Annotated in this window: 12 protein-coding genes; 5 read left to right on the top strand and 7 right to left on the bottom strand. The window is 68.7% G+C overall.

Features of this window, described 5'->3' with window-relative positions:
• The first annotated feature begins 122 nt into the window (after positions 1-122).
• Genes ACFUTU_RS17725 through ACFUTU_RS17715 form a run of 3 tightly spaced genes read left to right on the top strand, consistent with a single transcriptional unit; the run spans position 123 to position 3,953 of the window.
• Complete coding sequence (locus ACFUTU_RS17725) at positions 123-1,214, top strand: ABC transporter permease (protein ID WP_377966609.1); 1,092 nt, start codon at positions 123-125, stop codon at positions 1,212-1,214.
• A gap of 1 nt (position 1,215) precedes the next feature.
• Positions 1,216-2,241, top strand: coding sequence for an ABC transporter permease (locus ACFUTU_RS17720; protein ID WP_377966607.1), 1,026 nt, complete (start codon positions 1,216-1,218; stop codon positions 2,239-2,241).
• The gene (locus ACFUTU_RS17715) at positions 2,238-3,953 is read left to right on the top strand and encodes an ABC transporter ATP-binding protein (protein ID WP_377966605.1); all 1,716 of its coding nucleotides are present in this window, start codon (positions 2,238-2,240) and stop codon (positions 3,951-3,953) included. The genes ACFUTU_RS17720 and ACFUTU_RS17715 overlap by 4 nt, the downstream gene beginning before the upstream one ends.
• A 76-nt stretch (positions 3,954-4,029) precedes the next feature.
• Here ACFUTU_RS17715 and ACFUTU_RS17710 read toward each other — a convergent pair whose 3' ends face one another.
• Entirely contained in the window at positions 4,030-4,686 is a 657-nt protein-coding gene (locus ACFUTU_RS17710; RefSeq protein ID WP_377966604.1) for an NADPH-dependent F420 reductase, read from the bottom strand.
• Between the two features lie 96 nt (positions 4,687-4,782).
• Here ACFUTU_RS17710 and ACFUTU_RS17705 point away from each other — a divergent pair, with 96 nt between their 5' ends.
• Entirely contained in the window at positions 4,783-5,205 is a 423-nt protein-coding gene (locus ACFUTU_RS17705; RefSeq protein ID WP_377966603.1) for a chorismate mutase, read from the top strand.
• 24 nt (positions 5,206-5,229) lie between these two features.
• Complete coding sequence (locus ACFUTU_RS17700; RefSeq protein ID WP_377966601.1) at positions 5,230-6,249, top strand: hypothetical protein; 1,020 nt, start codon at positions 5,230-5,232, stop codon at positions 6,247-6,249.
• A gap of 9 nt (positions 6,250-6,258) precedes the next feature.
• On the opposite strand, the gene ACFUTU_RS17695 is transcribed toward ACFUTU_RS17700, so the two are convergent.
• Genes ACFUTU_RS17695 through ACFUTU_RS17670 form a run of 6 tightly spaced genes read right to left on the bottom strand, consistent with a single transcriptional unit; the run spans position 6,259 to position 12,570 of the window.
• Entirely contained in the window at positions 6,259-6,978 is a 720-nt protein-coding gene (locus ACFUTU_RS17695) for a DUF4166 domain-containing protein (RefSeq protein ID WP_377966599.1), read from the bottom strand.
• Positions 6,978-8,270 (bottom strand): DUF58 domain-containing protein, encoded by a 1,293-nt coding sequence (locus ACFUTU_RS17690; protein ID WP_377966597.1) that lies wholly within the window; start codon positions 8,268-8,270, stop codon positions 6,978-6,980. Before ACFUTU_RS17690 ends, ACFUTU_RS17695 begins: the two co-directional genes overlap by 1 nt.
• A gap of 4 nt (positions 8,271-8,274) precedes the next feature.
• Positions 8,275-9,255, bottom strand: a complete 981-nt coding sequence (locus ACFUTU_RS17685) for an AAA family ATPase (RefSeq protein ID WP_377966615.1) — start codon at positions 9,253-9,255, stop codon at positions 8,275-8,277.
• Positions 9,256-9,311: 56 nt separating this feature from the next.
• Positions 9,312-10,481, bottom strand: a complete 1,170-nt coding sequence (locus tag ACFUTU_RS17680; RefSeq protein WP_377966595.1) for a DUF4350 domain-containing protein — start codon at positions 10,479-10,481, stop codon at positions 9,312-9,314.
• Complete coding sequence (locus ACFUTU_RS17675; protein ID WP_377966593.1) at positions 10,478-11,182, bottom strand: DUF4129 domain-containing protein; 705 nt, start codon at positions 11,180-11,182, stop codon at positions 10,478-10,480. The genes ACFUTU_RS17680 and ACFUTU_RS17675 overlap by 4 nt, the downstream gene beginning before the upstream one ends.
• Entirely contained in the window at positions 11,179-12,570 is a 1,392-nt protein-coding gene (locus ACFUTU_RS17670) for a hypothetical protein (protein WP_377966591.1), read from the bottom strand. Before ACFUTU_RS17670 ends, ACFUTU_RS17675 begins: the two co-directional genes overlap by 4 nt.
• Positions 12,571-12,681 lie beyond the last annotated feature (111 nt).

The following is a 12,681-nucleotide window of genomic DNA, read 5'->3' as shown; positions in this document are numbered from 1 at the left end:
CCTTCCGGGCGTCCCGCCTCCCTGGCTGGCCACTGAACAGCTATGGCCACTGAACAGCCGATGGCCACTGAACAGCCGATTCCAGGACCCATGCGGACCCGGAAACACAGAATCAGGCAGTAATGACAACTCTCATCGAGGCGCCGCCAAGCGACGCCGACGGCCTTTTGCCGACCAAGAAAAAGAAGTCCGGCGGGGGACTGGGCCAATACCTCCTGATCAGGTTCCTCCTGATCTTTCCTACGATTTTCATCCTGGTGACCATGGTGTTCTTCCTCATGAGGATCACCGGCGATCCCATCACGGCCGCGCTGGGCGGCCGGTTGCCCACGGAACAGCTGCAGGAACGGATCCACGCCGCAGGCTACGACCGTCCGCTTCCGGTCCAGTACTTCGAATACCTGGGCCAGCTGATCACCGGCAACTTCGGCACCACGCTCTCCGACAACCGCCGGGTCACCGAGATGCTGGTGACCTACGGCTCGGCCACCCTCGAACTGACCATCAACGCGCTCATCGTCGCGCTGCTGGTGGGCATTCCGTTCGGCATGATCGCCGCGCACCGCCGGGACCACCTTCCCGACGCCGTGCTCCGCGTCTTCGCCATCCTCTGCTACGCCACCCCCGTGTTCTTTGCCGGGCTCCTGCTGAAGCTGACGTTCTCCGTCTGGCTGGGCTGGCTTCCTGTGGCGGGCCGGGCGAAGACCTCCACCGAACTTGCCCTCACGGGACTCCAGGCGCCCACGGGTATCTATTGGCTGGATGCGCTCCGGAGCGGCAACATGGCGGCATTCGGTGACGTGATGGCGCATGCCGTCCTGCCCGCCGTTGCACTCGGCCTGCTGACGGCAGGCATTTTCCTCCGGCTCGTGCGGACCAACGTCATTGGCACCCTGGGCCGGGACTACATCGAGGCGGGGCGGTCGCGGGGCGTCAGCGAGTTCCGGCTGGTCACCAAGCATGCCTACAAGCCGGCACTGATCCCCATCATCACCGTGATGGGGCTGCAGATCGCCGTGCTGCTGGGCGGCGCCGTGCTCACCGAGACCACCTTCGAGTGGAAGGGGCTGGGCTTCCAGCTCGCCAACTACCTGACGGCCCGTGACTTTGTGGCGGTCCAGGGCATCGTGGTGCTCCTGGCCGTGATCGTCGCCGTCACCAACTTCATCGTGGACATCGTGGCCGCGCTGATCGATCCCCGTGTGAGGTACTGACATGAGCACTGCAACTCCGGTGGAAGCCACCGTGGACCGCAGGGCCCCGCTGTTCAAGCGGCTGCCCGTCATCTCACACTTCAACAAGAGCGTCGGACTCCAGCGTGGCATGCTCGTCGTCGGCCTTATCTTGACCGGCACGTTCCTCCTGACCGCCATTTTCGCCCCGCTGCTTGCGCCGTACGGATTCGCGCAGCTTTCCGACGCCGACGGCAGCTTCCCCACCCAGCAACCGCCGGGCGGTAAGCACCTCCTGGGGACGACCGTGGGCGGTTACGATGTCCTGTCCCGGGTCATTTGGGGCGCGCAGACCGCCATCCTCGTGATCCTGGTGGCCGTGGTGCTGTCCATCTTCGCCGGTGTCATCCTCGGCCTGCTGAGCGGATACCTCGGCGGCTGGCTGGACCGCGTGCTCGTCGTCGTGGCCGACGCTGTCTACGCGTTCCCGTCGCTGCTGGTGGCCATCGTGATGGCCATCGTCATCAGCGGCGGCGAATCAAGCCTCTTCGGCGGTGTGTTCGCTGCGGCGATTTCCATCACGGTGGTGTTCATTCCGCAGTACTTCCGCGTCATTCGGGCAGAAACCATCCGGCTGAAGGCGGAACCCTTCGTCGAATCGGCGAAGGTGGTGGGTGCCTCCAGCACCCGCATAATGGGCAGGCACATCTACCGGAACGCCACCCGGACCCTGCCGCTGATCTTCACCCTGAATGCCTCCGAAGCCATCCTCACCCTTGCAGGCCTGGGCTTCCTGGGCTTCGGCATCGAGCCCTCCTCCGCCGCCGAATGGGGCTTCGACCTCAACAAGGCCCTGGCGGATACGACCTCGGGCATCTGGTGGACGGGCGTGTTCCCCGGCCTCGCCATTGTCTGGACCGTCCTTGGCCTCACGCTGGTGGGGGAGAGCATCAACGACCTCAACGATCCCCGCCTCCGCGGCCGCAAACGCGCCGGCAACAAGGGTGGGCCGGATTCAACCGCGGCGGCCACCACGGCAGCCATTTCAGCAGATGTGAGAAGCTCATGACCGTCAATATCGGATCTGTTTCTGACCGGCACGCAGCCGGCGCCGGGCCGGTGCTGGACATCGACCACCTCAAAGTCACCTTCGCCACTGACGCCGGGGATGTCCATGCCGTCAAGGATGTAAGCCTTGAGGTGAAGGCCGGGGAGGTCCTCGCCATCGTCGGCGAGTCCGGCTCCGGCAAGACCGTGACCGCCAAGACCATTCTGGGACTGCTGCCGGAGACTGCCATCAGTTCCGGCGCCGTGGTGATCAACGGCAGCAACGTCATCAGCGTGGCCCCTTCACGGCTCCGGCAGATCCGGGGACGGGACGTGGCCATGGTCTTCCAGGAGCCGTCCACGGCGTTGAATCCAGTGTTCACTGTCGGCTGGCAGATCGCGGAGGGGATCCTTGCCCACTCGGGCCGGGACAGCGGCAGGCGTGTCACCGCGAAAGAGGCGAAGGCCCGGGCCGTCGAAGCGCTGCGCAAGGTGGGCATCCCGGACCCTGAAACGCGCGTCAACTACTATCCCCACCAGTTTTCCGGCGGGCAGAAGCAGCGCGTGGTCATCGCCGCTGCGCTGGCCCTGAACCCGGGGCTGATCGTGGCCGATGAACCCACCACCGCACTTGACGTCACCGTGCAGGCGGAGATCCTGGAACTCCTGCGGGACCTGAGGGACAAGTACGGGACGTCCATTGTGCTGATCACGCACAACATGGGGGTCGTGGCAGACCTCGCCGACCGCGTCGTGGTGATGTACCGGGGCGACGTCGTTGAGGAGGCCCCGGCCAAGACCCTCTTCGCCGAGCCGCGGCAGGACTACACCCGGAAGCTGCTGGCCGCCGTACCGCACCTCGGCCGGCATTCGGCCTCCGAAGGCCTGACCGAACGGGCGCACCAGGACGGCAGGGTGCTGGTGGAGGCGAAGGGCCTCACCATCGAATACCCCGGCAGGCTGGGCAGCCCCGCCTTCAAGGCCGTGGACGGCGTCAGCTTCACGGTGTCCGAGGGCGAGGTGTTCGGGCTCGTCGGCGAATCGGGCTCCGGCAAGACCACCATCGGCCGGGCCATCGCCGGCCTGAACCGGACCACCGGCGGAAGCCTGAGCGTGCTGGGCTACGAGATGCTGAACTTCAAGGAGCGGAGCTTCAAGCCGCTCCGGAAGGAGATCGGGTTCGTCTTCCAGGACCCGGCGGCGTCCTTCAACCCGCAGCTGACCATCGGCGATTGCGTCGCCGAACCGATGGTCATCCACACCAACCCTTCCCCGGCGCAGGCGCGCAAGCGCGTGGGTGAGCTGCTGGAGTCAGTCCAGCTGCCGGCGTCGTACGCGGACCGTTTCCCGCATGAGCTCAGCGGCGGGCAGCGCCAGCGCGCGTCCCTGGCGCGGGCACTGATCCTGAACCCGAAACTGCTCATCGCCGATGAGCCGACGTCCGCCCTGGACGTTTCGGTGCAGGCGAAAGTGTTGGAGCTCTTCCGGGAAATCCAGCAGGAGTTCGGGTTTGCGGCGCTGTTCATCAGCCACGACCTTGCCGTGGTGGACATGCTCTCGCACTGGGTCGGCGTGCTGTACAAGGGCAGGCTCGTGGAGCAGGGGATCGGCCACCAGGTCATGGGTGCTCCGCAGCATGACTACACGAAGCGCCTGATCGCCTCGCTGCCGGTCCCGGATCCTGCCGAACAGGCCAAACGCCGGGAGGACCACCGCACGCTGCTGGGTATCTAGGCGTTCATGCGGCCGCTGCGTGTCCCCGTCCTCCCCCGCGGGCGGGGACACGTGTTCCGGAGTTCTTTTCGCCGTTCTAGTCGGACACGACCTTGATGTTGAACAGCCTGTCACCCTGCTTCAGGAAGATCCGGAGCCACAGCGGGGGCCACATCTCCATGCCCCGGGCCGCCTCAAGGAGGCCCAGATCCCTGATGTGCTCCGGTTGCCAGCCGAATTCGCGGAGGAGTCCGGCCACCACGTCCTTGGCCCCGGCATCATCACCAGCCAGGAACACGTCGTGGTCCCCGCCCGCCAGCCGGTCCGGAGCCACCATCACATCCGCCCGCATGGTGTTCAGCGCCTTGACCACACGGGCGGTGGGAAACGCCCGCTGGATGGTCTCCGCCAGGCTGTCGGTGTTCGAGACGGAGAGCGACGGCGGGAAGCCGGCCGAATGGTCCAGCGGATTGGCAACATCGATCAGGACCTTGCCGGCGAGGTTCATGGTGCTGGCAGCAGCCAGCACATCCAGCGAAACGCCGCCGGGCGTTGCGTTGATGACCACCTCGCCCTCGGCCGCGGCGTCGAAGAAGGTCGCGGCTTTGGCGCGCGGGCCTGCTTCCGCTGCCCACGCGACCGCGGCCTCGTTCGTGGCGCTCCGGGACCCCATGACAACGTCGTGCCCGCACTCCACGAGCCTGCCCGCCAGGGTCCTGCCCACCGTGCCGGTACCAAGAACTGCGATCTTCATGTGCATCCTCCCTCATCGGTACGTGCGAACACTTACATTCTCTGCCAGCATCCTTAACACGGGCAGAGAGTCTGGCGCTGCCCATAGACTGGAACCATGACCGAGCTAAACCATGATCTGCCTGACACTGACTCCTACGATCCCGCTGCCAGCTCGCTGGCCGGGCATGTGGATCCTGCGGTGATGGCGGAGCTGCTGTCAATCCGGTCTAGCATCGACAACATCGATGCAACGCTTGTCTACCTTTTGGCGGAGCGGTTCAAGGCGACGCAGAAAGTAGGCTTCCTCAAGGCCGCCCACCGTCTTCCGGCAGGGGACCCCGGACGCGAAACGGCCCAGATCGCCCGCCTCCGGCGGCTCGCCGAGGACGCCCAGCTGGACCCCGCGTTCGCGGAGAAGTTCCTGAACTTCATCATCGGCGAGGTAATCCGGCACCACGAGGCGATTGCCGAGGACCACAACGCCGCCGGCGGAACGGCAGACGGAACGGCCAGCCCGTCCGCACCCCTGACCGCCTAAGCCGTGCCGGACGCAGACTTCCAGGTGCCGGCCCAGGTAACGGCCACCGCGCTGGGACCTTGGCCCGGGCAGGATCCGGTGGAAGCCACCCGCATCATCCGCGGTGAGCTCGGCAGCCCGCACCTGCCCTTTCTTGCCGAACTGCCTGACCGCGGCGTCGGCGCCGACGCCATTGGCCGCACGGCCTCACTCCTGGTGGACCTGGCGGTGGATGTCCAGCCGCACGGCTGGCGGATCGTTGACCGGCCCGGGCGGGACCTGGTGCGGGCACGGTCGGCCCTGTCCACCGACATCAACGTCCTGGCGGACATCGCGGGTGAAGAGGACAGCGCCGCCGGCGAACTCAAGATCCAGCTGCGCGGACCCCTGAGCCTGGCTGCGGGCCTGCATCTCCACAACGGCGAGCGCGCCCTGATCGACTACGGTGCGCGCCGCGACATCGCGGCTTCCCTCGCCGCGGGGGTCGGTGCGCACCTGGCCAAGGTGTCCGCTGCCGTTCCCGGCGCCCGGATCGTGGTGCAGCTCGACGAGCCGGACATCGCTCCGGTCCTGGCCGGCACCATTCCCACGTCCAGCGGCTACCGCACCCTGCGCTCCGTTCCGGGGCAGGAAGTGACCGAGCTCTGGCGCGTCGTGATCGACGCCCTCCGGGATGCCGGGGCGGCCGAGGTCGCCGTCGCGGTGCCGGAAATCGAGGCCCCCTTCGAAAGGATTTTGGCCGCCGGCGCGGACGCCATCGCCGTGCCGCTGCTCGCCCTGACCACCCGGCAATGGGAACAGCTTGCAGCGGCAGTCGAAGCCGGCAAGCGGCTCTGGGCAGGAGCCTTGCGGACCGACGGGCCGGGCGGTGTGCCGAAGGCGTCCGGGGTCGTGGAATCTGTCCGGCGTCCGTGGCAGCAGCTGGGACTGCCCCTGGCCGCGCTCGGCACGGTACGGGTCACTCCCTCTGGCGGCCTCGAAAGGCAGTCACCCGCGGCTGCAACGGAGATCCTGACCCGGCTCACCCACGTTGCCGACGGCCTCAACCAGCTGGCGCTGGGCTAGCCGGCCCGTTCAGGTCCGCGGCTCCCAGCGGTCCGGCCGGGCGTACGCCGGCAGGAATCCTGCTGACGAAGTACCCGGCGGATAGGGTTCCAGCCGGTAGTCGAAGTGGCCCGCGTATACCAGGACGAGGCCGAGCTGCGGCTGGATCACCTTCACCTGGATCCTGTGCTTCCCGGTTTTCCCCGCGGCGGGGTCCCACCACTGCTCCGCGTAGGCCTTGGCGTCGAGTGCCGCCGGCAGCGGCAGCCGGAGCGGGCCGAGGAACAGCCGGGAGACTTCGGAGACTCCCCGCAGCCGGCCTTCGGCGGTGACGCCCAGGTTCAGGTCGGTGACCAGCCGGCGGTACCGGCCCACATAGTCCACGAGGCGTGCCTGGCCGCCGGCTGCGCCCGCTTCAGCGCTCGTGGTGTCCTGGAAGATCCTGGTCCTGCCGGGGAAGAAAATTTCCCGCCGCGCGGTCAGGCTGGAACGGCCGAAGGGATCGGGATGTGCATGGTTCTCGATCCGGAACGGCACGCCCTCGCCGTACTCGGGAAAGAAGGCCTGCTCGCCGGCGGTCAGCCGCAGCAGGGGCCGGAGCCACCGCTGCCGGCAGCCCACCACGTCGAAGACGCCCTCGCCGATGCCGAAACTGCCGGAACCCGGCGCCAGTGAAAAGTACGCCTGAAGTTCGGGCTGCAGCCTGTCGAAGGCGGCGCCCAGGGCCTGGCGGTAGATCGGGGCGTCCATCACAGCCGTCCTGCCGCCTTAAGCCGAATGTAGGCGTCGGCCAACGCCGGCGGCAGCTGGTGCGGTTCCGCATCCACCACCTCGACGCCGAACTGGCGCAGCTGGACGCTCACGGCTTCCCGTTCCAGCAGCGCGCGCTCCGCAGCTGCAGCCCGGAACACCTGGGCCGCCGTCGTCCTCTCCCGGAGCATCTCTCCAAGCAGGGGGTCGCGGACCGACGCCACCACCACCACGTGCTGCTGGGCGAGGCGCGCCGCCATCGGAATGAGCCCTTCCTCCGGTGCGCCGCCATCCAGCGTGGTCAGCAGGACCACCAGCGACCGGTGCGCCGACACGGCACGGACCTGGGCGGGCACCTGTGCCCAGTCCAGTTCGATGAGTTCGGCCTGCAGCGGTGCCGCGGCCTGGACCAGCTGCCCCAGCAGGTTGCCGCCCGCCGTCGTGCCTGCCCGGGCGCGCATCCTCCGGTCAAAGGCGAAGAAATCGACGCGGTCTCCGCCGCGCTCGGCGAGGACACCCAGCAGCAGCGCCGCCTCGATCCCGGTGTCCAGCCTGGGTTCGTCGTTCACGCGCGCGGCGGCGGTCCGCGACGTGTCCAGCATGATCACCACGCGGCGGTCCCGCTCCGGCCGCCAGGTGCGGACCACGACGGCGGACCGTCTCGCCGTTGCGCGCCAGTCGATGGAACGCACATCATCGCCCCGGACATAGTCGCGCAGGGAATCGAACTCGGTGCCGGCGCCACGGATCTGCACGGCCGCCTTGCCGTCGAGCTCCCGCAGCCGGCGCAGTTTTGATGGCAGGTGCCGCCGCGAGTTGAAAGGCGGCAGCACCCGCAGCGATCCGGGAGCCTGCACTGTTTTCTGGCGGGCTGCGAGCCGGAGGGGCCCGAAGGACCGGACGGTGATGTGGGGCGCACTGAGGTCACCCCGCCGGACCGGCCTGAGCCGGACGTTCAAACGGCGTCTTTCACCGGCCGGAACCGCCACTTCCTGCACAGGGTTTTCCGCCCCGGCGGATGGCTGCCAGGCATCGCGCACCACGGCCCGTAGCCGGCGCGAGCCGTCGTTGTGCACGGTCAGCACCGCGTCCGACGCGCCCCCAAGGGTGACCTTGGCGGGTGCCGCCCTTTCCACGGAGACCTGCTGCAGCGGGGCTGCCAGCAGCAGGTCCAGCACGACCAGCGCGCCGAGGACCATGAGCACGGCAAGCACGGTCAGCCAGCCGGGAAAGAGGAGCACCGGAGCCAGCCCCGCTGCCGCGAGGAGTACCAAACGCCCGGAGATGGCCATGGGATCAGCGGGGGACCGGCACGGAGGCCAGGATGCTGCCCAGCACGTCGTCCACCTGGACACCGTCCATCAGGGCCTCGGGCCGGAGCGCCACACGGTGCCGCAGGCACGGCTGGGCCAGCGCCTTGACGTCATCCGGGGTGACGAAGTTCCGGCCGGACAGCCAGGCCCAGGCCCGCGAGGTGTTCAGCAGCGCGGTGGCGCCGCGCGGGGAGACGCCGAGCTGGAAGGACGGGGCCGCACGCGTGGCGCGGACGACGTCCACGATGTAGCCCTGCACCTCGGGCGCGACGCCGACTGCGGCCACGGCCTGCCGTGCCCGTTCCAGCTCATCGGCGCCGGCCACCGGGCGGACACCTGCCGCCGCGAGGTCGCGGGGGTCGAAGCCGGCGGCGTGCCTGCGGACCACCTCGATTTCGGCGGCCCGGTCCGGCAGGGGCATGGTCAGTTTGAGGAGGAAACGGTCCAGCTGCGCCTCGGGCAGCGGGTAGGTGCCTTCATACTCAACGGGATTCTGCGTCGCAGCCACGATGAAGGGCACCGGCAGCCGGCGCGATACGCCGTCGACGGACACCTGCCGTTCCTCCATCGCCTCCAGCAGTGAGGCCTGGGTCTTCGGCGGCGTCCTGTTGATTTCGTCGGCCAGGAGGATGTTGGTGAAGACGGGGCCTTCGCGGAAGCTGAATTCGGAATTTGCCGCATCGTAGACGAGGGAACCCGTGACGTCGCCGGGCATCAGGTCAGGGGTGAACTGGACCCGCTTGGTGTCAAGGCTCAGCGCCGCGGACAGGGCACGGACCAGGAGCGTCTTGGCAACGCCCGGCACGCCTTCGAGCAGCACATGTCCGCGCGACAGCAATGCGATCAACATGCCCGTCACGGTGGAATCCTGGCCCACAACTGCCTTGGCTACCTCGTGCCGGACGTCAAGCAGCGCCTGCCGGACAGGATCCGGGGAATGATCTGCGGTCCGCGGGGCGGCCATGGTGCCCACCGGCGCCTCGCCGTAGGTCCCATGGGGGTGGCCGTTTGGCTGCTGGCTCATCTGGCCTGTACCTCTTTCTCTAGTCGGACAAGGTCCTGGGCCCAGCGTACGAGCTCGGCCTCGGTTGCGGGACGGTGCTGCAGAATCCGGAGCATCTCCGGCAATGTGCGGTCCAGGTGGCGGGCAGCCGCGGCGGCCACCTCCACGGAATCGGCAGTGGCCCCCGTCCGGAGGGCGGCGGCAAGCCGGACGAGGGTGCCTGCCCGGAGTGTGTCCGCTGCCCGGGCGACGTCGTGGGCCTCGTGGTACAGGCGGGCCCGGCCCTCTGCAGTTTCGGCTGACTTCACCACCACCGGCAGGGGCTCAAAGACCAGCGGGCCGAGGCGACGCCCGCGCCACAGCATGGCGAACAGGGCCACCACAATGAGCCACGGAGCCACAAATGCCGACCACGCCGGTGCCAGCTCCGCGAGCGTCTTTGGTGCAGGGGTGCCGCCGAGGTCGCCGGGACCCGGCAGGTACCAGATGAGGTTGGCCTGGCTGCCCAGGGTCCGCAGCGTGAGTGCGGCGTTCCCGTGGGCGGCCAGTGACTGGTTGCTAATCACCGCCGTGCTGCCGATGACCACGAGCCTTCCGTTCTCTGCTGAGGCGTACAGTCCGCGGCCGCGGCCGCCGGCGCCGTAGCACACGGTGCCGCCGGTATAGAGGAAACCGCCCTCCGCGCTGATGCTGCCCGCGGCCTGCGCATCGGCGACGCTGCATCCTGGCTCCAGGGTCTGCTCCGAGCCGGGGACCACCCCGGCCTGCCGGATGGTGCTGCCCAGACCGGTCAAGGCAGCCAGCCGCGGCGAAACCACCACCAGCCGGTCCGTCTCGGTGAGCAGCCGGCGCAGCCCGTCCGGGGCGAGGAATCCCCGCTGGTCATAGACCAGCACCGTCGAGCCGGACCCGTCGGTGCCGGCTTTCCGCGCCGCCGCCAGGGTTTCCTGCAACGAGTCCGTCTGATGCACGGCTACGCCCTGTCCTGCGAGGATCCGGGCCGCTGCCATGGCGCCGTGGGGGCCCGGGTTGCGGATGGACAGGTCCTGGCCGTCGGCCCGCTGCATGGATTGCAGTATGAGGACCAGCGCGAGGGCAGCCGCCAAGGCCACGCCGAAGAGCACTCCGGCCCGGTGCCTGCGGATCCAGCCCCTCCTGCGGCGGCGGGCCGCCGCAACCAGCGTCATCTGGGCACCGCCAGTCCGCCGGGCACGGCTTCGGTGTAGGAGGGTGTGAGCTTTTCCAGGGCCGAATCCAGCTCGACCATTGCTGCATGGTCGGCTGCCCCGGCCCTCCCGCTGCCGTAACGGACGGTATCGAACAGGAGGGCAGCGGCGTCGAGTTTTTCACCGGCGGACGGGAAAGCGCGCGTGAGCTGTCCGGCGGCCTCGTCGGCGGTCCGGCCGGGCTGGGGGTCCAGGACGGCCCGGTCTTCCGCGGAACACACCAGGGCACGGAACTGTTCGACGACGGCGGCCGCCCAGTCGCCGCGTTCGGCAGCGGCTCTTGCGCGCGCCCGGTATTCGGATGCCGTGGCGGCTGCTTCAGTATCGAAAATTTCCTGCGGTGCGCGGCGGCGGGCATTCAGGCGGGGCCTGGCCAGGATGATGGCGACTGCCACCAGGATGGCGATGCCCAGGCCGATAAGCGGTGCAGCCGGGGGTCCCCCGGCGAGTGCCTGGCCGTCGGTCACGGACTGCAGCCAGTCAAGAAACTGCTGCCAGAGCGTTTCCAGCCAGCCGGGTTCCGCCTCCCGGTACTCGCGTTTGGAAAGTTCCTCCACCGCCCAGCGGCGCGCCTCTTCCCGGTCAGGCTGCACCGGCGGTTCCAGCGGGCGCTGAAGCAGCACAGCGGCATGCCGCAGGACCGGCAGGCCGAGGGCGCTCATCCCGGCATCGTTGGCGGTCCCGGAGGCGGGGGCCAGCTTGCCGGCCCCTGCTGGTGCGGCCCTTGCGGGTAAGGCCCCTGCGGGTAAGGCCCCTGCGGGTAAGGCCCCTGCGGGTAAGGCCCCCACTGGCGGGGCGCCGGGTTGTAGCGTCCCGGGCCGTAAACCGGCACGCCCCGGCCGGGGATCCCGCCGTCGTCGTTGCCGGTTTCCAGCAACCGCAGGAGCGCGATATCCAGCCCGTCGTTGCGCATCCGCAAATCCATGTAGAGCAGGGCCATGACCGAGGTCTGGAAGGCGAACGCCACGGCGGCCACGGCGGCGGACACGACAGCCATGACAACAACGACCACCACCTGCGGGCCGGCCGCCTGGTCGCCGACACCCTGGGGCCCGGTGACCGCGGTGAGCAGCCCGGCGAGCAGGGTGACGGGGATGAGGACGATCTGGCCAATGATGTTGACGAGGAGCGAGACCACGAGGACGATGCCGAAAACGCGCCACCAGTTTCCGCGGGTGACGGCCCAGGACCGCCGGATGCCGTCCAGCGTCCCGACGTCCTCCACGACGATGACGGCCGGTGCAACCGTCAGCTTTACGGCCACCCAGGCGAGGGCGGCGACAAAGGCCAGAAAGAGAGGGAGCACGATCACCAGCGCCCCGGTGCCCATTGCACTGGCCAGGCCAGCGGTGGCCAGGGCGATGAGGCCAACGGCCAGCAGCACGGCTGCCACGCCGAGACCCGCCAGACGTATCAGCGCCCACGCCCGTCCGCGGGCCAGCAGCCACATCTGCCGGAATCCGGTGCGCCGGTTGAGGATGGACCTGGCAACGGGGACCACCATGGCCCCCTGCATCACCACGGCAAGGAATAGGGACACCACGACGACAAGGAAAACGCCGCCCGCCACGCCTGCGAAGATGGACGTCATCTCCGACCTGCTGAGATTCCTGAGCCAGGACTCCGCTGCTGCACCGGAGGCCGGCGTGACCAGCGGAAAGACGGCGGCAATCACCGCGCCCAGGGCCTGTGCCACCAGGCCGGCCCCGAGCATGGCCTTGGGATTACGCCGGACGGTCTGGAACGCACCGTCCATGATTTCGCCGAACATCAGCGGCCGCAGCGGCACCACCCCGGGCTTCGGCGGTGCGGCGTACACGGGGTAGGGGATTGCAGGGTTCGGACCCGGCTGCGGGCTGCCCCATTGCGGGGGTGCGCCCCAGAACGGCTGCTGGGGCTGCTGCGGCGGAACCCAGGACGGGTAGGGCTGCCCGGCGGGCTGCCCGGCGGGCTGGGCAGTGGGCTGGCCGGCAGGCTGCGACTGCGACGGCGGGTGGTGTTCAGGCGGCCGGTTTCCGGACGGCGGGTGCTGCGGATCCTGCTGTGACAACCTGTTCCTCCCCAATGTGCGCATCGGCCAACGGCCGGGCACCTCCAGACTATAGTTCCGCCGTCGGGCATTCCTAGCTTCCGGACAGGTTGTGGATAAGGAAGCCCGCCC

The organism is Arthrobacter sp. NPDC057388 (genome assembly GCF_042668165.1).
In the GTDB taxonomy this organism is placed as follows: Bacteria; Actinomycetota; Actinomycetes; order Actinomycetales; family Micrococcaceae; genus Arthrobacter.
This window is presented reverse-complemented; position numbering and strand designations above follow the sequence as displayed.